Origin of the sequence: Tsukamurella paurometabola (assembly GCF_900631615.1) — a bacterium.
Classification (GTDB): domain Bacteria; phylum Actinomycetota; class Actinomycetes; order Mycobacteriales; family Mycobacteriaceae; genus Tsukamurella; species Tsukamurella paurometabola_A.
On the sequence record NZ_LR131273.1, the window covers coordinates 3,406,486 to 3,431,553 of the forward strand.

Below are 25,068 nucleotides of genomic sequence, written 5' to 3' on the forward strand. Positions count from 1 at the left end.
TACCTTCGGAAGCGGAAGTTCTCAGGGCGGGGTGCGATTCCCCACCGGCGGTGATGGACTCCGGGCGATCCCGGTGTTCGAGCCCGCGAGCGCCCCACCGCGAGGTCGGGGGTCAGCAGATTCCGGTGCGATCCCGGAGCCGACGGTCATAGTCCGGATGAAAGAGAACTACGCGGGCGTACCCCGCGTCGTCGTGCCGCCCTGAGGCCGAAGCGGCAGGAGCGGCGGATGTTCACCGGCATCGTCGAAGAGTTGGGCGTGATCACCGCCCGCGAGGATCTCCCGGACGCGGCCCGGTTCACGGTCCAGGGCGATCTCGTCACCTCCGATGCGAAACACGGCGATTCGATCGCGGTCAACGGTGTCTGCCTCACGGTCGTCACCGTCGAGGGCGGCGCCTTCACCGCCGACGTCATGGAGGAATCGCTCCGTCGCAGCTCCCTGAGCAAGCTCGGCCCGGGCGACCGCGTCAACCTCGAGCGGGCCGCCGCCGTGAACTCCCGCCTCGGTGGGCACATCGTGCAGGGCCACGTCGACGGCACCGGGCACGTCCTGAGCCTGAGCCCGTCCGAGCACTGGACGGTCGTGCGGCTCGCCCTTCCCGAGCAGTTGGCCCGCTACGTCGTCGAGAAGGGCTCCATCACCATCGACGGGGTCTCGCTCACGGTCTCCGCGCTCGGGCGGGGGGTGACCGGCGACGACGCGCAGCACTGGTTCGAGGTCTCGCTCATCCCCACCACCCTCGAGCTCACCAACCTCGGCGGCGCCGAGCCCGGCACCGTCGTCAACCTCGAAGTGGACATCGTCGCCAAGTACGTCGAGCGCCTGACCGGATTCGCCGGGCGCGAGGAGGAGAAGTAGCCATGACCAGGTTCGATTCCATCGAGCGCGCCATCGAGGACATCGCCGCGGGCAAGGCCGTCGTCGTGGTCGACGACGAGGACCGGGAGAACGAGGGCGATCTCATCTTCGCCGCCGAGAAGGCGACGCCCGAGCTGGTGGCCTTCATGGTCCGCTACACGTCCGGCTACCTCTGCGTGCCGCTCGACGGCGCCACCTGCGACAAGCTCGGCCTTCCGCCGATGTACTCGACCAACCAGGACAAGCACGGCACCGCGTACACCGTGACCGTCGACGCGAAGGAGGGCGTGGGTACCGGCATCTCCGCCGCCGACCGCGCCACCACCATGCTCAAGCTGGCCGACCCGAGCTCCACGGTCGACGACTTCACCCGCCCCGGCCACGTCGTGCCGCTGCGCGCCAAGGACGGCGGCGTGCTGCGCCGTCCCGGCCACACCGAGGCCGCCGTCGACCTGGCGACCCTGGCCGGGCTCGCCCCCGCGGGCGTGATCTGCGAGATCGTCTCCGAGAAGGACCCCGGCGGCATGGCCAAGTCCGACGAGTTGCGCGTCTTCGCCGACGAGCACGGTCTCGCCATGATCTCCATCGCCGACATGATCGCCTGGCGCCGGAAGCACGAGAAGCACGTCGTGCAGGTCGCCTCCGCGCGCATCCCCACCCGCTACGGCGACTTCCAGGCCGTCGGCTACACCTCGATCCACGACGACGTCGAACACGTCGCCCTGGTCAAGGGCGACATCACCGCCGACGACGGTGCCGACGTGCTCGTCCGCGTGCACAGTGAATGTCTCACCGGCGACGTCTTCGGGTCGCTGCGCTGCGACTGCGGCCCCCAGCTGGATGCCGCGATGGAGATGGTGGCCCAGGAGGGGCGCGGCGTCGTGCTGTACATGCGCGGGCACGAGGGCCGCGGCATCGGCCTCATGCACAAGCTGCAGGCGTACCAGCTGCAGGACGGCGGCGCCGACACGGTCGACGCGAACCTCCAGCTCGGTCTCCCCGCCGACGCCCGCGACTACGGGCTCGGCGCGCAGATCCTCGTGGACCTCGGCATCACGTCGATGCGCCTGCTGACCAACAACCCGGCCAAGCGCGTCGGCCTCGACGGCTACGGCCTGCAGATCACCGAGCGGGTCGCGATGCCGCTGCGCGCGAACGCCGAGAACATCCACTACCTGCGCACCAAGCGCGACCGCATGGGCCACGACCTGCGCGACCTCGACCACTTCGACCAGGGAGGTACCGCGTGAGCGGCGCTGGAGTCCCCGACATCCCCCTCGACGGCGCCGCCGACCTGCGGCTGGCCGTCGTCGCCTCGCGCTGGCACGACACCGTCTGCGAGGCGCTCCTCGCGGGCGCGCTCCGGACGGCCGAGGGTGCGGGCGTGCGGCACGTCACCGTCGAGCGGGTCGCGGGAGCGGTCGAGTTGCCGGTCGTGGCGCAGGAGCTCGTGAAGAACCACGACGCCGTCGTGGCGCTGGGCGTCGTGATCCGCGGCGGCACTCCCCATTTCGAGTACGTCTGCGACGCGCTCACCGCGGGCCTGCTGCGCGTCTCGCTCGACGCCGGCGTTCCGGTCGGCAACGGCGTGCTCACCACGAACACCGAGGCGGAGGCCCTCGACCGCGCCGGCCTGCCCGGCTCGGCCGAGGACAAGGGCGAGCAGGCCGCCTCCGCGGCACTCGACACCGCACTGACGCTGCGCCGGCTGCGGGGCGACCGATGAGCCGCATCGCTCTCGTGCAGGCCACCTGGCACCGGAACATCGTCGACCGGGCCCGCGACGGCTTCCTCGAGGAGTGGGCCCGGCTCGGGAACGACGGCGCAGCGGTCGACGTCTTCGAGGTACCCGGCGCCTACGAGATCCCACTGACCGCGAAGCGGCTGGCGCTGTCGGGGCGGTACGTCGCGATCGTCGCCGCCGGCCTGGTGGTGGACGGCGGCATCTACCGCCACGAGTTCGTCGCGACCGCCGTCATCGACGGCCTCATGCGCGTGCAACTCGACACCGACGTCCCCGTGTTCTCGGTGGTGCTCACGCCGCACCACTTCCACGAGCACGACGAGCACACCGACTACTTCGAGCGGCACTTCGTGGGCAAGGGAGCCGAGGCCGCACGGGCCGTCGACGCCACCCTCGCGGTGCACGCCGCGCTGCCCACCGCCTAGTACCCGCGGCCGCGCGGGCGGATCCACTGTCCGCTTTCCGTAGAATGGCCCCGTGATGACCGACTCCGCCACGCAGCCCGTGCTCGACGTGACCCCGCGCAAGATCAAGATCTACGCGTGGTCCTTCGCGGTGGTGCTGGTGCTGGGCCACGCCTTCGTCGCCTGGCTGCTCAAGGCCGGCGGCGACTCCGGGATCGCCTTCAAGACCGGCGATCAGGCGGGAATGGTGGGCATCGGCATCGTCCTCGCATGCGGCGCGCTGCTCTTCGCGCGCCCGCGGCTGCGCCTCGGCCCCGACGGGGTGACGGTGCGCAACCTGCTGGGCGAGAACACCTACCCGTGGGACGTCGTCGAGGGGTTCTCGTTCCCCGAGGGCGCGCAGTTCGCGCACCTCGAACTACCTCGCGACGAGTTCGTCGCGATCTGGGCCATCCAGGCCCGCGACGGCGAGCTCGCGGTGCAGTCGCTCAAGCGCGTCCGCGAGGTCGCCGCCGTCTACCAGCGCTGAGCCACTACGTGATCGTGCCGCCGCGCCCGTGCAGGATCGTCATCAGCTGCGTCAGCTGACCCTCCTGCGCCGCGGTGCGCGCGAAGCTCGTCAGGTTGAGCAGCGGGTTGAACCGCTTGCGGGCGATGCCCTTGGCATAGGTGAACTCGCGCAGTCCGTCGGGGCCGTGGATGCGGCCGAAGCCCGACTCGCCGACGCCGCCGAAGGGCAGGTTCGGCACCCCCGCGAAGGTGATGATGCCGTTCACCGCGGCCATGCCGGAGCGGATCCGATCCGCCAGCTCCATGCCCCGTGCCTTCGAGAACACCGTCGCCGCGAGCCCGTACCTCGTGGCGTTCGCGAGCTCGACCGCCTCGTCCATCGTGTCGACCTTGGCGACCGTCACCGTCGGCCCGAACGTCTCCTGCGTGACCGCGATCGAATCCTCCGGCACGTCGACGAGCACCGTCGGCTGGACGAACCGTTCGCCGACCGCGTCGATGCCGCCGACGAGGGCGCGGCCGCCGCGCGCGAGCGCGTCCTCGATGTGCGACTTGATGATCGCCAGTTGGCTCGGCATCGTGATCGGGCCGATCTTGGACTCGTCCGAATCGTTCGCCGTGACCTCGCGCGCCTTCGCGACGAGCTTCTCCAGGAACGGGTCGTAGACGTCCTTGTGCACGTAGACGCGCTCGACGCCGACGCAGGTCTGGCCCGCGTTCGCGAACGCGCCCCAGGCCGCCGCGTCGGCGGCCGCGTCGAGGTCGGCGTCGCGGTCCACGAGGAAGGCGTCCTTGCCGCCGGCCTCGATGACCACCGGGGTGAGCGTCTCGGCGCACGCGGCCATGACCTTCTTGCCGGTGTTGGTGGAGCCGGTGAAGGCCACCTTGTTCACGCCCGACGTGCACAGCGCGTGGCCGGTCTCGCCGAGGCCCGTGACGGCCTGCAGCACGGGGCGCCCCACGGCCTCCTCGAAGGTTCGGGCCAACCACACGCCGACGCCCGGCGTGTACTCGGACGGCTTGAAGACGACGGCGTTGCCGGCCGCGAGGGCGTAGGCGATCGACCCCATCGGCGTGAAGACGGGGTAGTTCCACGGCCCGATCACGCCGACCACGCCCAGCGGGTGGTACCGCACCGTCGCCGACTGGTTCGCCATGACCAGTCCCGAACCGACGCGGCGCGGCCCGAGGACCTTCTTCGCATGATTGGCCGCGTACGCCAGATGGTCGATGCCGAGGGCGGCCTCGAGCAGGGCGTCGCCGTGCGGCTTACCCGTCTCGTCGTGCACGATCTGCGCCAGCTGATTGATCCGCCGGGTGATCACGCCCTTCCAGGTGTTGAGGGCCTGCTTGCGGCCGTCGAAGCCGATCTCCTGCCACCAATCGGCCTGTTCGCGGGCCCGCGCGACGACCGCATGGACGTGGTCGGCGGAGTGGATCGGATAGGTCTCGACCACGTCGCCCGTGCGGGGGTTGAGGGAGTCGAAGGTCTGCGTGTTCGCTGCGGTCATGCTGACTTCCTGATCTCGTCGGCCGCCTTCTCGGCGATCATGATGGTGGGTGCGTTCGTGTTGCCGCGGGTGATCATCGGCATCACCGATGCGTCGACCACGCGGAGCCCCTCGGTGCCGCGGACCCGTAGCTGCGCGTCGACCACGGCGTTCTCGCCCGTGCCCATCGCGCACGTGCCCACGGGGTGGAACAGCGTCTGCGCGTAGGCCCGGATGTGGGCGAGGTAGTCGTCGTCCGACGGCGTCTCCGGCAGGTGCCAGGGCTTCCCGAGGTACCGGGCGAGGGGGCCCTGGCGGCACAGCTCGAAGGCGGCGCGGGTACCGGCGAGCATCGCGTCCAGGTCCTCGGGCGCTTCGAAGTAGTTCGGCTCGATCGACGGGTGCCAGTCGGGGTTCGCCGACCGCAGGCGCAGGCGGCCGCGGCTGGCGACGTTCACCAGGGTCGGGCCGCACACGAAGCCGCGCTTGGTGGGCTCGTGCAGCATGTTGTCGTAGAAGCCCGACGCCATGACGTGGTACTGCAGGTCGGGCAGGTCGAGGTCGTCGCGCGAGCGGAAGAAGCCGCCGGCCTCACCCGCGTTGGAGGCGAGCGGGCCGGTGCCGAGGAGCTTCCAGCGCAGCAGGTTCGGCAGGTTCTGCGCTTCCATCAGGTCCGTGGCGCCGTGCGTCTCGAAGATCACGGGGACGATCGGGTGGTCGTGCAGGTTCTCGCCGACGCCGGGCAGCGCGACGCGGACGTCGATCCCGTGCTCCGCGAGGTGCTCGGCCGGACCGATCCCGGAGAGCATGAGCAGCTGCGGCGAGTTCACGGCACCGCCGCACACGATCACCTCGCGGCGGGCTTTCGCGGTGTGCTCCGCCGCCTGCTGTGCGAAGACCACGCCGGAGGCGCGGTCACCGTCGAACTCGATGCGCCGGGCCGTGGCGCCCAGCGCGACCGTGAGATTGGGCCGCGACCGGGCGGGCTCGATGTAGGCCTTGTCGGTCGACCAGCGCCGCCCGCCCCTGCACGTCACCTGGTAGCGCCCCGCGCCGTCCTGGGTGGCGCCGTTGAAGTCGTCGTTGCGGGCCATGCCGTAGCTCGCCGCGCTGTCCACCCACGCGTCGACCAGGGGGTGCGTGTACACCCGGTCTTCGACGGTGAGCGGGCCCGACGTCCCGTGGTATCGGTTCGTGATGCTCGTGTTGCCCTCGGCGCGGGTGAAGTACGGCAACACGTCGTCGTAGGACCAGCCCGTCGCGCCGTACTCGCGCTCCCAGGCGTCGAAATCCCCGTGATTGCCGCGGATGTAGATCATCGCGTTCATCGAGGAGCAGCCACCGAGCGCCTTCATCCGCGGCCAGTAGGCGCCGCGGTCGTCGAGGTGCTTCTGCGGGACCGTGGTGTAGTTCCAGTCCCACTTGGTCTTGAACAGCGAGGCGAAGGCCAGCGGGATGTGGATCTCGTCCGCATCGGCCTCGCCGCCCGCCTCGAGGAGCAGGACGGAGACGCCCGGATCCTCCGACAGTCGCGCCGCCATGACGGCGCCGGCACTGCCGGCGCCCACCACGATGTAGTCGTACTCGTCCGCCGGCAAACCCGCTCCTCGCGTCGTTCCAGTGCTTGCCCCCGAAGTTACTCGCAAGTCTCGGGGGCGTGACGGGAATGAACAGGTTCGACGGCACCTTTCCGGCCGCGCCCGGCACGGGTCGCACGGTCGCGGCGCGGTGGGTCAGGCGACCGCGGGGGCGAGACGCTTGATCATCGGGGTGAGCGCCACCACGATCAGGCCGATGCCGATGGCGGTGCCGCCCAGGACCAGGAAGTACGGCGCCTCGTCGGTCTGGTCGTAGAAGGTCGCGAGGCGACCCGCGAGGGCGGTGCCGAGGCTGATCGACAGGAAGTTGAGTGCCACCATCTGCGTGGCGAAGGCGCGCGGAGCGAGCTTGGTCGAGACGCTGAGGCCCACGGGGGAGATGCACAGCTCGGCCAGGGCGAAGATGAGCATGATCGCGAGCAGTCCGATCAGCGGCACGGTGTTCGCCCCCGGCGGCATGAGGAGGAACGCGAGGAAGGCGACGCCGATACCCATCGTGCCGATGGCGAACTTGATCGGGGTGCTGGGCTGTCGGGGTCCGAGCTTGGTCCACAGCGCCGCGAAGACCGGCGCGAAGATCAGAATGTACACCGGGTCCACCGACTGGATCCACGAGGCGGGGAACTCCCAGCCGCCGAGACTGCGGTCGAGCCGCTCGTCCGCGTAGACCGCGACGAAGGTGAACATCTGCTGGAACAGGGCCCAGAACGCGACCTGCGACAGGAACAGCGGGATGAACGCCTTGACCCCGTTGCGCTCGGCACCGTCGACCCGGGTGCTGCGGAGCAGGAAGACGAAGTAGACCAGGGAGATCGCGGCCACCGTGATGATCACGGCGTCCACCAGGTTCTCCGCGGTGATGACACCGAACAGGATGAGCACGACGACCACCGCGATCGCGACCACGGCGCCCGCGGCGACCCGCTGGATGTCGGTGCGGGAGGCCGGGTTCGGCACCTCCTGGCTGATCCGCGGCAGCATCTTGCGGGTCAGGCCGTACTGCAGCAGGCCGAGCGCCATGCCGACCGCGGCGAGGCCGAAGCCGAAGTGGAATCCGACGGTGTCCTGGAGGTAGCCGGTGAGCAGTGGGCCGATGAAGGCGCCCAGGTTGACCCCCATGTAGAAAAGGGAGAAGCCCGCGTCACGGCGGGTGTCGCCGTCGGGATAGAGATCGCCGACCACCTTGGTGGCGTTGCCCTTCACGCCGCCCGAGCCCACGGCGACCAGCACCAGGCCGATCGCCACGCCGGCGGCCCCGGGAACGGCGGCCAGGGCGACGTGGCCCGCCATAACCAAGCAGGCGGAGTAGAAGAGGGTGCGCTCCGCGCCGAGGAGGCGGTCCGAGACCCAGGCACCGGCGATCGTCGAGAGGTAGACGAAACCGCCGTAGGCGCCGACGATCCCCAGCGACGTCGCTTTGTCGAAGCCGAGGCCGCCGTCGGCGGCGGAGTAGTAGAGGTAGTACGCCAGGATCGCCTGCATCCCGTAGAACGAGAAGCGTTCCCACATCTCCACGCCGAACAGGTTCACCAGCGGCCAGGGATGTCCGAAGAAGCGGGTGTCGGGTTTGTAACCGGGGGTGGTGGTCATTCGTCGATGTAACCACGCTCCGGCCGCCCGGCGTGGCAGCTCAGCGCAGCAGGTTGGTGCGGGCGACCTGCTCGCGGAGGAAGTGGAACTGCGCGTCGAGGCTGGCCTGGAGGTCGCGCAACTCGTCCGCGTGGTGCTGAAACCGCAGCGCGTCCGCCTCGTTGCCGACGGCGTCGCGGTACAGCTGGTCGAGCAGCTCGCGATGGGCACCGCTGTTGGTGCGGTCGAGGATCTGCAGGTCGCCGAGGAGGCGTTCGACGGGGCGCAGTTCGCCGAGGTACTCGGCGAGGGCCGCAACATGGTCGCGGAGGGCGTCCTCGGCCAGGCGGGCGGCGTGAGTGAACTCGTCGATGTGCTGGGCCAGCGCCGGCGCGACCGGTGAGGCTCCCGACGGTCGCGGGGTATCGGTCCGCATGCGCCACACGCGGTAGGCCCGGTGGCTGATGTCCTGCAGCGTCGCATCCAGGTTGATCCGGACGCGGTGCTGATCCAGGAGCGGGTTGTTCCACGCGGGGGAGCGGCGGATCTCCTCGGTGAGCAGGACCGCGACGCCGAGCAGGCGCGTCTCGACGCGGGTCTGACCCGGTTCGGCGTCGGGGTTCCACGCCGGGGTGCGCTCGGCCCGGAACGGCCAGGGGTTCGCGGCAAGACGCGCTTGTTCGCGCTCAGCGGTCCGGCTCCGGTAGCGCATGAGCCGCCAGAAGTGGAACCCGGCGACTCCGACGGCCGCGAGCAGGAAGATCAGGATCGTGGGGACGCCCGATGTCGCGACCGCGCTGCTGATCACGAGCGCGCCGATCACGACGACGAAGGCAGCGCCCTTCCTGATTCGGGGCGGCTGCCCGTACTGCAGATGCGCCAGGTAGCCGGGGGTGTTGCTCGCGGTGAACCGTCGGTAGGCGTCGTCGACCGCCGTGGCGCGCAGGTTCTGCAGGAACTGCGCGGCGTCGCGCGCCGCCGCCTGCGCCTGCTCCCGGCCGACCGGGACCGCGTCCGCCGCCGTGCTCACGCGCTGGGCGATCTCCTGGGGCACCGTCTCCGCCATCTCGAACCTCCTCCAGAGCCCTACCTCGAATGTACCGACGTTTCAGAACTCGGCGGGTGTGCGTCACGGCGGCGATCTCGGGAGCGGCTAGTGAGGCTCGTCGGCCAGCACTCGCTCAGTGCCCTCGCGGCCCACCCGCGCTCATTGATTGATCTGCGCGGCTGTCGACCTGCCTTCGCGGGCGGCTTCCATCCGGGCGTGCTGAACGACGTCGCCGGCGATGCGATAGCACAATGCTAGGCGTACTGGGCGCCCTGGACCACCGGCGAATCCGGTGGTCCGGGGCACCGTCGGACTACTTCAGCGTCACCTTCGCGCCGCCCGAGAACATCGAGTCGTGGAGCTCGATGGTGGCGGGCACGGCGTCCTTGGGCATGTCGAAGACGACCTTGACCTGGACGGTGTTGCCGGGGTTGATGTTGTCCCACACGGGCACATCGGAATCACCGAGCGCGATCTGTGCGGACGCATCCGACTCGAACGTGCGGCCCTGTGAGTCCTTGAGCTTCTGCGAGCTGGGGGAGAAGCCCTGCGGCTTGGTGCCGATGTTCTTCACCGTCATGGACACCACGACGAACTGGCCCTGGGCCTTCTGCGCCAGGTACGGGTTGTCGCCGATGTCCGTGAGGCCGGCCTGCACGCCGGTGACCACGAACTCGAACTTCCCGTCCCGGACCGGCGTGTTCAGGCCAGCCGCCTTCGGGTCGGCCTTCTGCGCGGTGGTGACGCCGCGAGAGGTGCCCGGGGCGGCGCTCGCGTCGTCCTTCTTCTCGCCGCCGCCGGTCGCGACGGTGACGACGATCAGGAACGCGATCACCCCGAGGACGATCCACGGCCACTTCCGCTTCTTCTTCGGCGGCTGGTACGGCGGCGGATTTCCCGGACCCACGTGGTACTGGCCGGGCTGCAGCGGGAAGGGCTGCTGAGACATGACGAATCCTCATTTCGGAGATGGGGGAATCACCGATCGGCGGGAAGTGCCGATCGGCGTGGAACGGAGCCGTTGCCGGCTCGGGTGATCAGGTGATGACGGTGCGCGAACCGCGGCCGTCAGGATCGGTGACTGTTAGCGTCGATCGGAACATGTTGTGCGTGTGGTCAATTCATCCTCCCCAGGACCTGATGGAGAGATCATCGCACCGGGGACTGACAAGTTTTCCGACCGCGATTCCGAGTGAGTCGAAAATGCCCTCAGGGTAGGTTCTTCTGCTGGCCAGCGGCCGGCGTGAGAGGCCGTTTCGGCGCCCGTCCGGATTCGTTCGATGCTGCGTTCGTCCGTGGTCTTCGCGGACATGAAAGCGTGATCGGCCGTGGGGAACTCGCGTCCCCGGAACAGGAGGCGCGCCGAATAGAAGTTCGAGAGGAGGAAGTGATCCCCGCGGAACGCGTCGATGATGCGCATCGCTCAGCCCTCCCGTCCGCACAGCTCTTCCGGACAACCGTGCCACGTGTTGGCCGCCTCCACGATCGCTCGCGCCGCGATCGGTCGGGGGTACGCCGCCGCGACGGTCGTGAACTTGCTGATCGATCGCTCGACGTGGTCATCGAAGAACCGGCACGTCGCGATCAGGTGGAGTTCCTCGGCGACGACGTCGAGCACGTCCTGGTGCGGAACGAAATCGCTCGAGAACCAGCTCTCCACATCCGAGACCATGAGCGCGCACCCGGGATCGCCGCACTCGCACGGGTACAGCGGGGGCGAGATCTCGACCTCGGTCGGGATGGAGGTCGTGCCGGAGGTCGGAAGTGTGTTGCGGCTCTCGAATGCCTTTCGCTCGGTGAGCAGGTCCAGCGTGCTGTATTCGATCATCGGTCTCTCCTCGGGTTGGTGATCGTGGCTGACCCCGTCGTGAGACCAGCCGATCAGAATGCACCGAGCCACTGACAAGTTCGGGTGAGCCGCCGTGGAGCTGAAAGTTGTCAGTCGTCTGTGCGAGCCTGTCGGGCTGCGCTGGAGGTACCGGCCCAGCGAAGGAGTAAGGGATGTCTACGAACGACTACCGGCCCGCGGCTAAGGTGGGCCGCGTGATCACCGGTGAGCTGAAGAACAAGATCGACCGCGTCTGGGACGCCTTCTGGTCCGGAGGGATCAGCAATCCGCTCGAGGTCATCGAGCAGATCACGTTCCTGCTGTTCATCCGCCGCCTGGACGAGCTCCAGGAGCAGAAGGAGCGGAAGGCGCAGATCCTGGGCGATGGGGTCACCGACCCGATTTTCATGCCCGACCAGGAGCAGCTGCGGTGGTCGCGGTTCAAGAACCTCGCGCCGTCGGAGATGTACGACGTCGTGAGCAAGGAGGTGTTCCCGTTCCTGCAGGGGATCGGGGGAGACGGGTCCACGTACTCCGAGCACATGAAGGACGCCCGCTTCACGATTCCGACGCCGGCGCTGCTGGCGAAGGTCGTGGACATGCTGGGCGACATCCCGATGGAGAAGCGCGACACCAACGGCGACCTGTACGAGTACATGCTCTCGAAGCTGTCCACGTCGGGCACGAACGGCCAGTTCCGCACGCCACGGCACATCATTCAATTGATGGTGGACCTGATGGCGCCGAAGCCCGGCGACGAGATCTGCGACCCCGCCTGTGGCACGGCCGGCTTCCTCGTGGCGGCCAGCGAGTACATCCGTGAGCAGCACCCGCAGGCAATGTCGAATACCGAGCAGCGCAATCACTTCCACCGCTCGATGTTCCACGGGTACGACTTCGACAGCACCATGCTCCGCATCGGCTCGATGAACATGCTGCTCCACGGCGTGGATCAGCCGGACATCCGCTACCGCGATTCCCTGTCCGAAAGCGTCAGCGGCGATGCGGAGAAGTACACCCTGATCCTCGCCAACCCTCCGTTCGCAGGGTCGCTCGACTACGAGTCGACGTCCAAGGACCTGCAGCGGATGGTCAAGACGAAGAAGACGGAACTCCTGTTCCTCGCCCTCTTCCTCAAGCTGCTCAAGCCGGGTGGCCGGGCTGCAGTCATCGTGCCCGACGGTGTTCTCTTCGGCAGTACCAAGGCACATAAAGACCTGCGAAAGTCGCTTGTCGAGGACCAGAAGCTCGATGGTGTCGTCAAGCTCCCGTCCGGTGTCTTCAAGCCCTACGCGGGTGTGTCGACGGCGATCCTGCTGTTCACCAAGACCGACTCCGGCGGCACTGATGACGTGTGGTTCTACGACGTCACCGCTGATGGGTTCTCCCTCGACGACAAGCGCAACCCCGTGGACACCAATGATCTTCCTGACGTTCGTGACCGCTGGGCGGAGCGCGACGGTGCCGAGCGTGACCGGGCTCGCACGGACAAGTCCTTCACCGTTCCTAAGGGCGAGATTGTGGCGCAGGGATACGACCTCTCGATCAACCGCTACAAGGAGATCGAGTACGAGGAGATCGAGCACCGCCCACCTCTAGAGATCATCGCCGAGATTGAGAGGCTCGAATCCGAAATTGCAACCGGAACTGCAGCTCTGAAAGCGATGTTGTCATGAGTAAGTTGGGAGATGTTCTGCGCTTCGCGGGGGTGCCGGAGCGGATCTCTAGCCCAGCGGAAGAAACGTTCGTTACAGTGAAGATGAATTGTGGTGGTGCGGTAGAGCGGCCAATCAAGGTTGGGAAAATTCCAGCGCCGTTCACCGGATATCGCGTATCGCCCGGTCAGTTCATTTATTCGCGTATTGACGCCCGTAACGGGGCGTTTGCGGTGATACCCGACGTGCTCGACGGTGCGGTCGTCAGCAAGGATTTCCCACCGTTCGATATCCGGCGGAACCGAATTGATCCGGCGTATCTTCAACACTTCTTTCGGTCTGGGGTGCTGCAGAGACGTATTCGCGCGGCAAGCCGAGGTGCCACGAATCGTCAGAGAATTGGCGAGGAAGAGTTTCTCGAATTTCCTATCGCGCTACCGAAGCTCGACGAGCAGCGCCGCATCGCTGCAATCCTCGATCGCGCAGATCAGCTGTGCGGTGCATCCAAGACAGCGGTCGATCTCCACGACGAAAGTGTTACCCAGACTTACCGCGCGATGTTTGGAGGTTTGAAGAAGCGGATCCCAATTGGAGAATTTGCTCGAGTTGCCTCGGGTTCGACGCCTCGCCGTGACGATCCGAGAAACTTCGGAGGCGGTATTCCGTGGGTGAAGACCGGTGAAGTTTCTGGAATAATTAAATCTACGGAAGAAGCAGTTTCTCGCCGGGGGCTTGAAGCGGCGAGGCTTGAGGTGTACCCGCCGGGTTCTGTCGTCATCGCGATGTACGGTCAAGGCGCTACCCGAGGGCGGTCTGCGATTCTCGGAATCCCAGCTACTACGAATCAGGCGTGCGCAGTAATCTTGCCGAACGATGAGTTTGATCCCGTCTTCCTTCAGGCGCAGCTTTCGGCAAGGTATGACGAACTTCGAGGTGGAGCTGAGGGGGGAAACCAACCAAATCTGAGCGGGGCGCGAATTAAGTCGTTCGAAGTTTGCCTTCCCCCGATCGGCGAGCAGCGAAAGTTCGCGACGATCGTCAGGTCGATCGGCCTATCGCGGAGTCAGGCGCAGGAACGGTCACAGCTCCTCGTGGAACTGCAAAATGCTCTCCAGGCACGAGCATTTCGAGGTGAACTCTGATGGTGATGCCCACGTGGGACGAGTTCATGGCGCCGGTGCTGCGGGCGCTGCAGTCGGGCGAGACTGTGAAGCGCCGCGACTTGGAAGAGCGAGTGGTCGCGGCGGAGGGGCTGTCGGAGGACGAGCTGGCCGAGGCGCTGCCATCTGGCCAGCTGAGGTACCGCAATCGGATCGGCTGGGCCACTTCGTACCTCGGGCGGGCCGACGCGATCAGTCGTCCGGCGAGGGGGCAGTACGCGATCACGGATGCCGGGCGGCGGCTCCTCGCTGATCATCCGAACGGCATCAGTGAGAAGGCGCTGCGCGCTTTCGTCGGCGATCCCGATGCGTCGTATACCTGGAAGGCACTGCAGGGGATGGAGGCTCGGGCAACGGCGATCACGTCGGATCCTGAGCCCGTTACGGGGCTCGACCCCGAGGAGCAGATCGCCGACGGGATCGGGCGGATCAACGCCACCGTCGCCGATGAACTCCTGACCAGACTGCACGACAACAGCCCGACATTCTTCGAGCAGACGGTGATCAACCTGCTCGTCGCGATGGGGTACGGCGGCGCGGGCGGCAAGGCCACGGTCACCCGTACCTCCAACGATGGCGGGATCGACGGGATCATCGATCAGGATGCCCTCGGGCTGAGTCGCGTCTACGTCCAAGCCAAGCGGTACGCGCCGGACAACTCCGTCGGGCGGCCGGAGCTGCAGGCGTTCGTGGGTGCCCTCAGCGGTAAGGCCGACGGCGGCGTGTTCATCACCACCGGCAGGTTCTCGAAGGGCGCGGCCGAATACGCTGAAGTCGTTCCCACTCGCATCATCCTCATCGACGGCGCGCGACTCGCCGGACTCATGATCCGCTACGGCGTGGGCGTGCAGGTCAAACAGACACTGCAGATCGTCGAAGTCGACGAAGACTTCTTCGAGTAGCCCTATGGGAGCGCCGGCACTCTATGTTCTGCGAGACGAGGAGGGGCTTCGTGCTCGTTTCGAGCGATCGGGCGCGTTCGGGGCAGCGCATGTCGCGACCGGCGGCGTCGACGATTTTCGTGGCTACCTCGAGTATCCGGTCAGCGCTGACCTGGCGGTCGATCAGTGGGAGTTCCTGGAGGGAGGGGTCCTGGTCGACGCGGTCACGCGAACGGTCGCTTGGCACACCGCTTTCTGGGACCTCGGGAGTGCCCGTATCGAGTACGAGCTGCTGCACCGGGCGTACCCGGGGTGGACAGTCCAGTGGGCCGTCGAAGGGATGTGGTCGTTCGCAGATGTCCTGGGTATTCCGCGACACGACGTGCGGCACCATCAGGACATAGAATTGCAGGATCCGTACCACGAGAAGATCGGCGGACCGTCGTGCGTCATGACCATCCGTGAATCGGGAGAAGTGAGATCGATCGGACTTCCGTACTACCTGTGCTCCGTCGCAGATGCGGTCAGAGTCGGTCCAGAGACTGCACTGCAGCTGTGTGCGGAGGAATTCGAGACCGAAGATGTCGAGTTCGGAGTGTGCGTCGACGTCGACCGGCGCTGCGTGGCCTGGTGGACATGCATGAGCGAAGAGGGCGTCTACCCGGCGGCGCAGGCGCTGTGGCCCGGATGGACTTTCACGTGCATGGGCGACGACTTCGAATGGCACAACCGGTTCGCGGGGAGGCGCATCGCGGAGTTCTACAGCGAGCTGCAGTGTGACGATCCGACCGTATTGGCGGACCCGGTGCCGTGCGTCCGGCCGGAGGGGCTGTCGTTGTACCGGTGACCGGGTAGGTTCATACCGAGCGAAATGGAGAGACTGGGATGGGGAACTTCGACTTCGTACGCACTGCGCTGCCCTCGGTGTTCGGCGACTGTGCGCGGGCCGAGTCGTACCTGGTCTCGGATCCGCGGTCGGCGTGCTTCTACAGCCGTCGCGCCGTCGAGCACCTCGTGCACTACCTCTACGACGTGAACAGGATCCCCACGCCGTACAAGGACGACCTTGCGGCGCGCGTCGGCGACGCCAAGTTCAAAGCCGTCGTGCCTCAAGGGATCATCCAGAAGCTGACTCTCATCCGCAAGGTCGGCAACGCGGCCGTTCACGAGAACCGCGCCGTGCGGCCGGATCACGCGATCGCGTCGTTGCGCGAGCTGTTCCACGTCGTCGTCTGGGCGACCTTCAACCAGTCGAGCCACCCCGAGCTGGCCCCTACGAAGGCGCAGTTCGATCCCGCCCTCGCCGCTCAGGCAGCACCGTTGTCGCGCGCGGAGGTCGCGAAGCTCGCCGAGAAGTTCGCCCAGCAGGATGCGGTGCTCGCGCGCGAACGCGAGGAGAAGGCGGGACTGCAGCAGGAGCTGGAGGAACTCCGGGCGCAGGTCGCCGCAGTGCAGGCCGCGAAGCAGTCGACCGACGATCACGACTACGACGAGGCGCAGACCCGCGACGAGTTCATCGACCTGCTCCTCGAAGAAGCCGCCTGGACGATCGGCACGGCCACGGGGCCAGGGCGGGTGACTACCGAGGTCGAAGTGACCGGCATGCCCAGCCCGTCCGGCAAGGGCTACGTCGACTACGTGCTCTGGGGAGCGGACGGACGCCCCGTCGGACTCGTCGAAGCGAAGCGGACCAACAAGAGTCCTGACGTCGGCCAGCAGCAGGCCAAGCTCTATGCGGACTGCCTCGAAGCCCGATTCGGGCAACGTCCGGTGATCTTCTACAGCAACGGATACGAGCACTGGGTCTGGGACGATGCCGGTGGGTACCCACCGCGTCCCGTCCAGGGCTTCTACACCCCGGACGAACTGGGGCTGATGGTGCAGCGGCGAACCACCCGAAAACCGCTCAGCACCGTCACGATCGACAACCACATTGCGGGGCGCTACTACCAGACGCGCGCCATCAAGGCCGTCGACGGTGCCTTCGAGCAGAAGAACCGGCAGGCTCTGCTGGTGATGGCGACGGGCTCGGGAAAGACGCGGACTGTCATCGCCCTGGTCGATCAGTTGATGCGCGCGAACTGGGTGCGGCGGGTGCTTTTCCTCGCCGACCGCACGGCACTGGTCCGTCAGGCCGTGAACGCGTTCAAGGCGAACCTTCCGGATGCGACCACCGTGAACCTCGTGACGGAAAAGGCCACAGACGGCCGGGTGTACGCCTCGACCTATCCCACGATGATGAATCTCATCAACAGCGTTGACGACGCCGGCCGGCGGTTCGGACCCGGGCATTTCGATCTCATCGTGATCGACGAGGCGCATCGCTCGGTCTACGCCAAGTACGGCGCGATCTTCGAGTACTTCGACGGCCTGCTCGTGGGGCTGACAGCAACGCCGAAGGATGAGGTGGACCACAACACGTACCGCCTCTTCCACCTGGAGGACGGTGTTCCCACCGACGCGTACGATCTCGAAGATGCCATCGAGGACGGCTACCTCGTCCGGGGCAAGAACGTCCCGGTCGGTACCAAGTTCATGCAGCAGGGGATCCGGTACGCCGACCTTTCGGATGCCGAGAAGGAGCAGTGGGACTCGCTCGACTGGGGTGACGACGAGATTCCTGACGAAGTGGGCGCTGAGGAGCTCAACAGGTTCCTCTTCAACGAGGACACCGTCGACAAGGTGCTCGCCAGCCTGATGACGGACGGCCTCAAAGTGGCCGGCGGGGACCGCTTGGGGAAGACCATCATCTTCGCCAAGAATCAGGCCCACGCCGAGTACATCCAGCAGCGGTTCGATCTGCAATGGCCCCATTACGCAGGACACTTCGCCCGCGTCATCACTCACGGTTCGCAGTACTCCGAGAGTCTCATCGACGACTTCACCGTGGCAGACAAGGCGCCGCACATCGCGATCTCCGTCGACATGCTCGATACCGGGATCGACGTCCCCGAGATCGTCAATCTCGTCTTCTTCAAGACGGTGCGCTCGAAGACCAAGTACATGCAGATGATGGGCCGAGGCACCCGGCTGTGCCCCGACCTGTTCGGGCCCGGCCAGGACAAGACGGAGTTCCTCGTCTTCGACTTCTGTGGGAACGACGAATACTTCGGCGCGGGACTTCCCGGAAGCGAAGGAAGTAAGCAGAAGTCCTTGTCGCAGAGGCTGTTCGAGGCGCGCCTCGAACTTGTTGTGCAGCTCAAGGATGCCGAGCCCGCGTTGAGGTCGTCCACCGTGGACACGTTGAACCAGTACGTGGCCGGGATGACGACGAACAACTTCCTCGTTCGGCCGCACCGGAAGGCGGTAGAGCGTTACAGCGAGCGCGCGGCGTGGGAGGAGCTGCCGCCGGAAGCCCAGGAAGCGATCCTGACCCTCGCCGGTCTGCCGTCCTCCGTCGCTGATGCGGATGAGAAGGCCAAGCGTTTCGACCTCCTTGTTCTCCGCGCGCAGCTCGCATCTCTGGAGGGGGATACGGCTACTGCTGAGCGGGTTCGTCGAGCGGTTCAAGACATTGCTTCATCGTTGTTGGAGAAGGCCAATATCCCTGCGGTACAAGCGCAGATCGAGCTGATCGAGGCGGTCAACGAGGACGAGTGGTGGGTCGACGTGACGCTGCCGATGTTGGAGGCGGCAAGGATCAAGCTGCGTTCGCTGGCGCAGCTGGTCGACGCCGTCACGCGGAACCGCGTGTACACCGACTTCGAGGACGAGCTGATCACCCGGGTCGCGACTCATTTGGCCAGCTCTACTCCCGGCATCAATCCTGAACGGTTCAAGGCGAAATCGTCGGCGTACCTCCTTCAGCACGAGGACAACGTCGCACTTCAGCGCCTGAAGAGGAATCGGCAGCTGACTCCGTCGGACATAGAGGCACTTGAAGCGATGCTCGTGTCAGCGGGCGCCAGCGATGTCGACATCGCGTGGGCGCGTGAACAGGCCGGTGGATTGGGGCTGTTCGTCCGCTCGCTCGTGGGCCTCGACCGGGCCGCCGCCGTCGAGGCCTTCGGGAAGTACTTGGACGAGTCGTCGCACACCGTCGACCAGGTCCGGTTCGTGAACATGATCATCGACGAGTTGTCCACGAACGGTTTCGTGGACCCCACGCGCCTGTGGGAGGACCCCTACACGGACACCGCGCCCGGTCCGGATCACGTGTTCCCGGGGGACCAAGTCGGCGAGATCGTCACCATCCTCAAGCAGATCAAGGGCACCGCGGCTCCGGAGGCAGACGCTTCGTAGGTGGGGAAGCTGCCGGGCGGTCAAACGACTGCGGCGGCCTACACTGGATCCATGACCGCTGCGACCCGAACGCGCCTGCTCTCCCTGGAGGGTTGGCGTGCCTTGGGGGAGGACACGGAGTCGCGGGCGGAGCTTCAGGAGGGGGTCCTGTTCGTATCGCCACGGCCGAGTTCGAAGCATTCGCTGGCTCTGTCTCGATTGTGGTCGATCCTCGATGCCGCCGCTCCCAACGTGTACGCGGTGCGCGAGGAGGTCGATGTGGTGATCGACCCACGGACCCTGGCCACGGTTCGCGTACCGGACGTCGTGGTCCTTCGCGAGGGCGCAGTGGAGCCGTACGCGGCGGCCGACGTGCTGCTCGCGGTCGAGGTGCTGTCACCGGGTACCCGTCGCGTCGACCTCGTGATGAAGCGCAGCGAGTACGCCGACGCCGGCATTCCGCGCTACTGGATCATCGACCTCGAATCGTCCAGTCTCGAGTCGCTGGTGCTTACCGAGACCGGCTACGAATCCACGACGACGGGCGGCCCGTTCAGTGCTACCGAGCCGTTCGAGGTCACCGTCGACCTGGATCGCCTGACGTAGATTCCGGGGTCGGCGTCTACGCCCCAGGAGGAACGCCCAGTGCCGCGAGCGCGGCGGCGTACTTGGCACGCAACCGATCCTGCGTCGCCGAATCCAGCAGCGCGAGCCTCGACGGATCGGTGTTGTCGCCGATGTCCGCGAGCTTCACCGCCAGCGCGATCGGGTCGGTGCGGATCGCGGCGTAGTACTCCTCACTGGGGACGTCGTCGCGGCGCGTGAGCAGCCGGACCGCACCGATCACCCCGTCGGGAATCCCTGCCGCAGCGAGGTCCTCCGCCGTCACCGGCGTGTCCTCGAGAACGTCGTGCAGCAACGCGGCGGCGCGGTTCTCGGACGTCTGCGGCGTCACCCGCGCCGCCACCCTGCGCGGGTGGGTGATGTAGTCGTTCCCGGCCTTGTCCGTCTGCCCGGCGTGCGCCGCCGCGGCGATGGAATCGGCGATCGTGTCGATGGTCATGTCCTACCTCCCTGTTTCCCCCATGGTGGCATCAGGGGGTGACATGTTCCCGTGAACAAGGAGTCGCCCGCAGAGCTGAGCGCGTCACGCCTCGTCGAGAGCACGCGCCGCGGACTTCTTGTCAGTGCACCGGCCTACGCTGCGGTCCACCACGGAATGGAGGACATCATGACCCAGAACACACCCGTCTTGGTGCAGCAGGATCGACTGATCCTGGGCCCGGTGAGCGTGGAATTCGAACGCACCCTGCGGCTTCCCGAGAAGGGCGTGCACCCGCTGCCGCCGGGACTCGGGCAGTTCCCGATTCGCCGTGTCGCCGGCTACCCGGACACCGCGCCGGCGGACTGGCTGGCGCGCGGTGGGGTCATGCTTCCGGTGTATCAGCGCGAGGCGATGTGGCTGTCGTTCGGATCCTCGGAACCGGCGGCGCTGCAGGTCGGCGTCGGCAAGGTCTGCGCGGTCAGCGGGAACACATGGACCGACGAGTTGGAGCACGCCCCGCAGAACTACATGCCGGTGCCGGAACAGCCCTGGCTGGACGGAATCAACTCGGGTGACGGGACGGTGCGGCAGTTCGTGGCGGTGCCGCTCGGTCTCGGCGCCACGGTCGAGGGCCAGGTGAGGGGCGAGGAGCTCCACGGCGGGGTGCAACTCCGCGCGGTCGGGACCACCGCCGAGTTCCGACGCAGGGAGGAGCGCCGACGCGCCGAGGAAGAGCGACTGTGTCGCGAAATGCCGTACGAGGACTCGTACCTGGACTGCGCCATGCCGATGCCCGCGCCACCTACCGGTGCTCCGATGGGCCTGGGTGCGGGCGGCCGGATGCGGCAGGAGGTGTACGCGGACCGTCGATCGTCGGCCGACTACGACGCCGCCCGCACGTGGCGGGTGTTCGTGCACCTGTGCTCGGCCAGTCAGTGGACGGCGATCACAGGCGAGGTGCCGCCACCGTCGCCCGTCGATCGCGAGGTGTACGTCCAGGCAGGCCTGCCCTGGTTCGACTACTACGACGCCGATCACCAGGACCTGGCACCCGTCCGCCACGCTGGCAAACGTCAAGACAGTGGGCGACGTCCTCCACGAGGACGCCCCTCCGTTCCAGCCGGTCGATCCGAACACCGTCATCGCGCTGAAGGACGGCAACCCCGTCGAGGTGGCGCCAGGGGATTGGTGACGCAGGCGCCTATCCCGCCTTCGCCGCCGCCCGCGGCGCGAACGGATCGGCGGGGAGGTCGAGGTGTTCGCGCAGGGTGGTGCCGGTGTAGTCGGTGCGGAACAGGCCGCGCCGCTGCGCCTCCGGGACCACGAAGTCGACGAAGTCGTTGAACGTGCCGGGGAGCCGGCGGCGGAGAGGGTGTAGCCGTCGGCCTCGCCGCCGGTGAACCCCTCCTCGATTCGGTCCGCGATGTCCGACCCGGTGCCGACGAACTGGGGGAACAGCACGCCCTGTGCGTACAGCTTGCCGATGTCGCGCAACGTCAGGTTGTCCCGCTCGGACAGGCGCCGTGCCACGTTGAACAGACCCTGGGTGCCGCCCACCTGGACATCCTCCACGGGCTTGTCGAGGTAGGAACGCCGGATCGGACGCGGGGTGCCGCCACGGCCTACCGAGTGGTCCGGGTGTCCACGCCCACGGGCAGCACGACCCGGTAGCCGGAGCTCGGATCGCCGGTGACCGTGGCCAATTGGTGCTCCGCACCGTCCTCGCCGAACACGTTGTCGGAGGTCACCGACACCCGGCTCAGCGTCCGGATGGACGACTCGTAACCGGCGGTGGCGTAGACGGTCTCGCACACGTCCTTCGGGAACGCGAGCTGCGAGGTGGCGATTACCTTGGCTGCGTCGGTGATGTCGGCGCGATCGCGATACACCTCGAAATGGACGTGCGGCCACCGTCCGGCGTAGCAGGCGGGGAAGACGCTGGTGAACCGGACGACCCCGGCACCGTCGGCGATCTGGACGCCGCGCAGGTAGTTCTGATCGGTCGCGCCCTCGGTGTACAGCGAGTAGCGGGCCTCACGGTCGCACTGCCACACGTACACCGCCGCGCCGGCGAACGGTGCATCGCGCGCGAGGTCGCGCACCGTCAGTTCGAGCGACATGGGGACGCCCTCGGCGGTGCCCCGCAGGTCGCCGAAGCTGGACCGGATGTCGCTGCGGATGATGCCGGCCTGCTCGAGCACGTCCGGGCCGTTGGAACCGTCGCCCGGGTACGGGCCCGCGGTCTCCTCGGGGATCTCCGCCAGAGCCACCCCGGTACCGGCCGTCGACGACGTCGCCGAGCCGGCCGGCGACGCCGTGGACCCGTTCGCCCCACACGCCGCCAGCCCCAGCCCGACGGTGCCCAGCCCGAGAAGCGACAGCATCCGGCGCCGGTTGGTCATCGTGCCGAGGTCGAAGCCCAGGCCCTGGTCGACCACCTTCTCGTCCTGGCGCGGCAGAGTTCGTCCCTGGTAGATGCGGCGCATGGCTGTCCTTCCACGCGGGGCGCTCCCGCGTCACGATGAACGCTAACCACCGATCCGCCCCGGCGTCGTCGAAGTCGCTGGGAGTCCGCTGCGAACCCGATTCCTGTCACACCCCGGCGATACGGTGCGGGCACCGTCGAAGGGAGACACCGTGACCGATCTGCACGCGCTGCCCGCAGCGCTGATCGTCCCTCCGGAGAAGGCCGGGCCCTTCCTGCGCACGCTCGGCATCGATCTCGCGGACCTGTACGCCTCGATCGCGGCCGGGGAAGCCGCCGCCGCCGGGCTCGACGGCTTCGCACCGCCGATGGCGTCCGGGATCGTCCGCTGGATCAGTGTCGTCTCGGCGGTACGCCGCGGGCTCGCCGAGTCGGGGGAATGGATCCCCGGGGAGCGGCGCGGGCAGCCCGTCAGCCGGCACCTCGCCAGCGGCCGCACGCTCACCGTGATGAGCGGTGACGTCGCGACCGGGAACCCGGAGTTCGCGTTCGGGCCGCACACCGTCCGCCGCAAGGGCGCCGCCACGGCGGATTCGTTCCAGCCGGACGAGGTGCTGTTCCCCCTCTCCGAGCTGTGCCCGGTCCCTCGGTTCGACGGTGCGCTCGCCGGCACGTGGGTCTTCCTCTACCGCGCGGACGGGGACGCGGTCCACCTGGAGGTGTCGCAGCCCACCGGGTTCGATCAACACAGCGGGCAGTTCACCGGCTGGGCGGTCCGGGTGATCCTCGACGACTGGCGCCCGGCGGACCGTCGGGAACACCCGGCCGCACTGGGCGCGCACCTCGACCTGCAACTGGTCAGGTCGGTCGCGTGAGCCCGGGCGTACGGGCTCGGCGAAACGGGACACCGCATCGTCGGGTGTGGGGTACGTATGGTCCATGCCTGAACCGATCCTGCCTCTGTTGTCGACGATGCAAGACGAGCAGCTCTCGCTGGCGACGCTGCTGCGCCACGCCACCACCTGGTACGCCGACGCGGCCGAGGTCGCCACGTGGACACCCGAGAAGACCACCCGGATGAGCTTCGGCGAGATGGGGCGCGAAGCCGCCCGCCTCGCGAACGCGCTCACGGCACTCGGTGTGGTCCCGGGCGACCGGGTGGGCACCTTCCAGTGGAACAACAACGAGCACATGACGGCCTACGTCGCGATCCCCGCGATGGGCAGCGTGCTGCACACCATCAACATCCGGCTGTTCCCGGACCAGATCACCTACATCGCCAATCACGCCGCGGATCGCGTGATCATCACCGACGGCAGCCTGATCCCGCAGCTCAACGCCGCGATTGGCGGGATGACCACGATCGAGCACGTCATCGTCGTGGACGGGAACAAGGACGAGGTCGAGGCGCCGTCCGGTGTGCAGCTGCACGACTACCGCGACCTGCTCGACGCGCAGGCCGACGCGTACGACTGGCCCGAGATCGACGAGCGCGCCGCGGCGGCCGCCTGCTACACCTCCGGCACGACGGGCGACCCCAAGGGCGTCATGTACAGCCACCGCAGCATCTGGCTGCACTCCACCGCGGTCTGCGCGAGCTACGGCCTGGGCATGGGGCCGAACGACACCGTGCTGCCGATCGTGCCGATGTTCCACGCGATGAGCTGGGGCACGCCGTTCGGGGCGCTCATGTCGGGCGCGTCGCTGATCCTGCCGGACCGGTACCTGCAGCCGGAGCCGATGGCCCGCCTGCTCGCGGAGGAGAGGCCCACGATCTCGGCCGCGGTGCCCGCGGTGTGGATCGGCATCGTCAACCACCTGGAGGCGAACCCGCAGGACATCAGCCATCTGCGGCACATCGCGTGCGGCGGATCGGCGGTGCCGCTCAGCCTCGCCAAGGCCCTCGACCGGCACGGCGTGCAGATCGTGCAGGCCTGGGGCATGACGGAGACCTCGCCGCTCGCCAGCATCGCCTGGCCGCCCCGCGGAGTGACGGGCGAGGACGCCTGGGCCTACCGGAACACGCAGGGGCGGTTCCTGCCCGGCGTCCAGGGCCGCCTCGTGGACGATCTCGGTGCCGTGGTCCCGGCCGACGGCGTGACGCAGGGCGAGGTGCAGGTCCGCGGCCCCTGGGTCACCGGCAGCTACTACAGCCCGGCCGGGACGGAGCCCGTCGGGGCCGACAAGTTCGAGGGCGGCTGGCTGCGCACGGGCGACATCGGTAAATTGACGGCCGACGGCTACGTGACGCTCGTCGACCGCTCGAAGGACGTCATCAAGTCGGGCGGCGAGTGGATCAGTTCCGTCGAGCTCGAGAACGAGGTCATGGCGCACCCCGCGGTCCTCGAGGCGGTGGCGATCGGGGTGCCCGATCCGAAGTGGGACGAGCGCCCCCTCGTGGCTGTCGTCCTCCAACCGGGCGCGGAGGTCACCATCGCTGAGCTGCGGGAACACCTCGCTGCGAAGTTCGCGAAGTGGCAGATCCCGGACAATTGGGCGTTCCTCGCCGAGGTGCCGAAGACCTCGGTGGGCAAGTTCGACAAGAAGGTCCTGCGCGCCCGGCACGCGGCCGGCGACCTGTCCGTCGTTCATGATTGAGGACCCGCACGGGCGTGTCAGAACACCGGGG

General features: G+C 67.5%; 22 protein-coding genes, 1 pseudogene and 1 riboswitch. Of the genes and pseudogenes, 14 read left to right on the forward strand and 9 right to left on the reverse strand.

From position 1 onward, the window contains the following. Positions 1-13 precede the first annotated feature (13 nt). Positions 14-173: riboswitch (FMN riboswitch) on the forward strand. Positions 174-228: 55 nt separating this feature from the next. The 5 genes from ELY19_RS17040 to ELY19_RS17060 are packed head-to-tail and all read left to right on the forward strand — an operon-like array spanning position 229 to position 3,538. Beyond that, the gene (locus ELY19_RS17040; protein ID WP_126197296.1) at positions 229-861 is read left to right on the forward strand and encodes a riboflavin synthase; all 633 of its coding nucleotides are present in this window, start codon (positions 229-231) and stop codon (positions 859-861) included. Positions 862-863: 2 nt separating this feature from the next. Beyond that, complete coding sequence (locus ELY19_RS17045; RefSeq protein WP_126197297.1) at positions 864-2,111, forward strand: bifunctional 3,4-dihydroxy-2-butanone-4-phosphate synthase/GTP cyclohydrolase II; 1,248 nt, start codon at positions 864-866, stop codon at positions 2,109-2,111. Further along, complete coding sequence (ribH, locus tag ELY19_RS17050) at positions 2,108-2,587, forward strand: 6,7-dimethyl-8-ribityllumazine synthase (protein ID WP_126197298.1); 480 nt, start codon at positions 2,108-2,110, stop codon at positions 2,585-2,587. The genes ELY19_RS17045 and ribH overlap by 4 nt, the downstream gene beginning before the upstream one ends. Next, complete coding sequence (locus tag ELY19_RS17055; RefSeq protein ID WP_126197299.1) at positions 2,584-3,030, forward strand: 6,7-dimethyl-8-ribityllumazine synthase; 447 nt, start codon at positions 2,584-2,586, stop codon at positions 3,028-3,030. The genes ribH and ELY19_RS17055 overlap by 4 nt, the downstream gene beginning before the upstream one ends. Before the next feature lie 55 nt (positions 3,031-3,085). Then, positions 3,086-3,538 carry a PH domain-containing protein gene (locus ELY19_RS17060; RefSeq protein ID WP_212552787.1) on the forward strand — a complete coding sequence of 151 codons (453 nt, stop codon included), beginning with the start codon at positions 3,086-3,088 and terminating at the stop codon, positions 3,536-3,538. 4 nt (positions 3,539-3,542) lie between these two features. On the opposite strand, the gene ELY19_RS17065 is transcribed toward ELY19_RS17060, so the two are convergent. From ELY19_RS17065 to ELY19_RS17090, 6 genes are all read right to left on the reverse strand, one after another. Next, positions 3,543-5,030: an aldehyde dehydrogenase family protein gene (locus tag ELY19_RS17065; protein ID WP_126197301.1), complete on the reverse strand. Its 1,488-nt coding sequence runs from the start codon at positions 5,028-5,030 to the stop codon at positions 3,543-3,545. Continuing rightward, complete coding sequence (locus tag ELY19_RS17070; protein ID WP_126197302.1) at positions 5,027-6,607, reverse strand: GMC family oxidoreductase; 1,581 nt, start codon at positions 6,605-6,607, stop codon at positions 5,027-5,029. Before ELY19_RS17070 ends, ELY19_RS17065 begins: the two co-directional genes overlap by 4 nt. Before the next feature lie 135 nt (positions 6,608-6,742). Next, positions 6,743-8,197 carry a peptide MFS transporter gene (locus tag ELY19_RS17075; RefSeq protein WP_126197303.1) on the reverse strand — a complete coding sequence of 485 codons (1,455 nt, stop codon included), beginning with the start codon at positions 8,195-8,197 and terminating at the stop codon, positions 6,743-6,745. A gap of 40 nt (positions 8,198-8,237) precedes the next feature. Continuing rightward, positions 8,238-9,242 carry a hypothetical protein gene (locus ELY19_RS17080; RefSeq protein ID WP_126197304.1) on the reverse strand — a complete coding sequence of 335 codons (1,005 nt, stop codon included), beginning with the start codon at positions 9,240-9,242 and terminating at the stop codon, positions 8,238-8,240. Positions 9,243-9,537: 295 nt separating this feature from the next. Continuing rightward, positions 9,538-10,173: a DUF4352 domain-containing protein gene (locus tag ELY19_RS17085; RefSeq protein WP_126197305.1), complete on the reverse strand. Its 636-nt coding sequence runs from the start codon at positions 10,171-10,173 to the stop codon at positions 9,538-9,540. A 474-nt stretch (positions 10,174-10,647) separates the two neighbouring features. Then, a complete protein-coding gene (locus ELY19_RS17090; RefSeq protein ID WP_126197306.1) occupies positions 10,648-11,052 on the reverse strand; it encodes a hypothetical protein in 405 nt (134 codons plus the stop codon). Between the two features lie 215 nt (positions 11,053-11,267). On the opposite strand from ELY19_RS17090, the gene ELY19_RS17095 reads away from it, so the two are divergent. Genes ELY19_RS17095 through ELY19_RS17120 form a run of 6 tightly spaced genes read left to right on the forward strand, consistent with a single transcriptional unit; the run spans position 11,268 to position 19,575 of the window. Further along, entirely contained in the window at positions 11,268-12,728 is a 1,461-nt protein-coding gene (locus ELY19_RS17095; RefSeq protein ID WP_126198891.1) for a type I restriction-modification system subunit M, read from the forward strand. After that, positions 12,725-13,849, forward strand: a complete 1,125-nt coding sequence (locus tag ELY19_RS17100; protein ID WP_126197307.1) for a restriction endonuclease subunit S — start codon at positions 12,725-12,727, stop codon at positions 13,847-13,849. The genes ELY19_RS17095 and ELY19_RS17100 overlap by 4 nt, the downstream gene beginning before the upstream one ends. Beyond that, positions 13,849-14,769 carry a restriction endonuclease gene (locus ELY19_RS17105; protein ID WP_126197308.1) on the forward strand — a complete coding sequence of 307 codons (921 nt, stop codon included), beginning with the start codon at positions 13,849-13,851 and terminating at the stop codon, positions 14,767-14,769. Before ELY19_RS17100 ends, ELY19_RS17105 begins: the two co-directional genes overlap by 1 nt. A gap of 4 nt (positions 14,770-14,773) precedes the next feature. Continuing rightward, complete coding sequence (locus ELY19_RS17110; protein WP_126197309.1) at positions 14,774-15,595, forward strand: hypothetical protein; 822 nt, start codon at positions 14,774-14,776, stop codon at positions 15,593-15,595. A gap of 38 nt (positions 15,596-15,633) precedes the next feature. Continuing rightward, a complete protein-coding gene (locus ELY19_RS17115; protein WP_126197310.1) occupies positions 15,634-18,990 on the forward strand; it encodes a DEAD/DEAH box helicase family protein in 3,357 nt (1,118 codons plus the stop codon). 51 nt (positions 18,991-19,041) lie between these two features. Then, the gene (locus tag ELY19_RS17120) at positions 19,042-19,575 is read left to right on the forward strand and encodes a Uma2 family endonuclease (protein ID WP_126197311.1); all 534 of its coding nucleotides are present in this window, start codon (positions 19,042-19,044) and stop codon (positions 19,573-19,575) included. A 16-nt stretch (positions 19,576-19,591) separates the two neighbouring features. Here the strand turns inward: ELY19_RS17120 and ELY19_RS17125 are convergent, their stop codons facing one another. Next, entirely contained in the window at positions 19,592-20,032 is a 441-nt protein-coding gene (locus ELY19_RS17125; protein WP_126197312.1) for an HD domain-containing protein, read from the reverse strand. A gap of 51 nt (positions 20,033-20,083) precedes the next feature. Between ELY19_RS17125 and ELY19_RS24145 the strand changes: the two genes are divergently transcribed. Continuing rightward, positions 20,084-21,358 carry a hypothetical protein gene (locus tag ELY19_RS24145; protein ID WP_416222710.1) on the forward strand — a complete coding sequence of 425 codons (1,275 nt, stop codon included), beginning with the start codon at positions 20,084-20,086 and terminating at the stop codon, positions 21,356-21,358. Here the strand turns inward: ELY19_RS24145 and ELY19_RS23855 are convergent. Both ELY19_RS23855 and ELY19_RS17140 read right to left on the reverse strand, forming a co-directional pair. Beyond that, positions 21,252-21,598, reverse strand: a pseudogene (locus ELY19_RS23855) (LLM class flavin-dependent oxidoreductase); the annotation flags it as partial. The gene ELY19_RS24145 and the pseudogene ELY19_RS23855 overlap by 107 nt on opposite strands. 38 nt (positions 21,599-21,636) lie before the next feature. Next, the gene (locus tag ELY19_RS17140) at positions 21,637-22,500 is read right to left on the reverse strand and encodes an intradiol ring-cleavage dioxygenase (protein ID WP_126197313.1); all 864 of its coding nucleotides are present in this window, start codon (positions 22,498-22,500) and stop codon (positions 21,637-21,639) included. A gap of 151 nt (positions 22,501-22,651) precedes the next feature. Between ELY19_RS17140 and ELY19_RS17145 the strand changes: the two genes are divergently transcribed. Together ELY19_RS17145 and ELY19_RS17150 are read left to right on the forward strand one after the other, a co-directional pair. Continuing rightward, positions 22,652-23,314 carry a hypothetical protein gene (locus ELY19_RS17145; RefSeq protein ID WP_126197314.1) on the forward strand — a complete coding sequence of 221 codons (663 nt, stop codon included), beginning with the start codon at positions 22,652-22,654 and terminating at the stop codon, positions 23,312-23,314. A 64-nt stretch (positions 23,315-23,378) separates the two neighbouring features. Beyond that, positions 23,379-25,037 carry a long-chain fatty acid--CoA ligase gene (locus ELY19_RS17150; protein ID WP_227966903.1) on the forward strand — a complete coding sequence of 553 codons (1,659 nt, stop codon included), beginning with the start codon at positions 23,379-23,381 and terminating at the stop codon, positions 25,035-25,037. The last annotated feature ends 31 nt before the right edge of the window (positions 25,038-25,068 follow it).

Excerpts from the sequence above, each read along its gene's own strand:
- ELY19_RS17060 (WP_212552787.1), top strand. The coding sequence starts at position 3,086 with ATGACCGACTCCGCCACGCAGCCCGTGCTCGACGTGACCCCGCGCAAG.
- ELY19_RS17150 (WP_227966903.1), top strand. The coding sequence starts at position 23,379 with ATGCCTGAACCGATCCTGCCTCTGTTGTCGACGATGCAAGACGAGCAG.
- ELY19_RS17040 (WP_126197296.1), top strand. The coding sequence starts at position 229 with ATGTTCACCGGCATCGTCGAAGAGTTGGGCGTGATCACCGCCCGCGAG.
- ELY19_RS17045 (WP_126197297.1), top strand. The coding sequence starts at position 864 with ATGACCAGGTTCGATTCCATCGAGCGCGCCATCGAGGACATCGCCGCG.
- ELY19_RS17115 (WP_126197310.1), top strand. The coding sequence starts at position 15,634 with ATGGGGAACTTCGACTTCGTACGCACTGCGCTGCCCTCGGTGTTCGGC.
- ELY19_RS17085 (WP_126197305.1), bottom strand. The coding sequence starts at position 10,173 with ATGTCTCAGCAGCCCTTCCCGCTGCAGCCCGGCCAGTACCACGTGGGT.
- ELY19_RS17055 (WP_126197299.1), top strand. The coding sequence starts at position 2,584 with ATGAGCCGCATCGCTCTCGTGCAGGCCACCTGGCACCGGAACATCGTC.
- ELY19_RS17105 (WP_126197308.1), top strand. The coding sequence starts at position 13,849 with ATGGTGATGCCCACGTGGGACGAGTTCATGGCGCCGGTGCTGCGGGCG.
- ELY19_RS17075 (WP_126197303.1), bottom strand. The coding sequence starts at position 8,197 with ATGACCACCACCCCCGGTTACAAACCCGACACCCGCTTCTTCGGACAT.
- ELY19_RS17100 (WP_126197307.1), top strand. The coding sequence starts at position 12,725 with ATGAGTAAGTTGGGAGATGTTCTGCGCTTCGCGGGGGTGCCGGAGCGG.
- ELY19_RS17120 (WP_126197311.1), top strand. The coding sequence starts at position 19,042 with ATGACCGCTGCGACCCGAACGCGCCTGCTCTCCCTGGAGGGTTGGCGT.
- ELY19_RS17080 (WP_126197304.1), bottom strand. The coding sequence starts at position 9,242 with ATGGCGGAGACGGTGCCCCAGGAGATCGCCCAGCGCGTGAGCACGGCG.
- ELY19_RS17090 (WP_126197306.1), bottom strand. The coding sequence starts at position 11,052 with ATGATCGAATACAGCACGCTGGACCTGCTCACCGAGCGAAAGGCATTC.
- ELY19_RS17140 (WP_126197313.1), bottom strand. The coding sequence starts at position 22,500 with ATGCGCCGCATCTACCAGGGACGAACTCTGCCGCGCCAGGACGAGAAG.
- ELY19_RS17125 (WP_126197312.1), bottom strand. The coding sequence starts at position 20,032 with ATGACCATCGACACGATCGCCGATTCCATCGCCGCGGCGGCGCACGCC.
- ELY19_RS17065 (WP_126197301.1), bottom strand. The coding sequence starts at position 5,030 with ATGACCGCAGCGAACACGCAGACCTTCGACTCCCTCAACCCCCGCACG.
- ELY19_RS17110 (WP_126197309.1), top strand. The coding sequence starts at position 14,774 with ATGGGAGCGCCGGCACTCTATGTTCTGCGAGACGAGGAGGGGCTTCGT.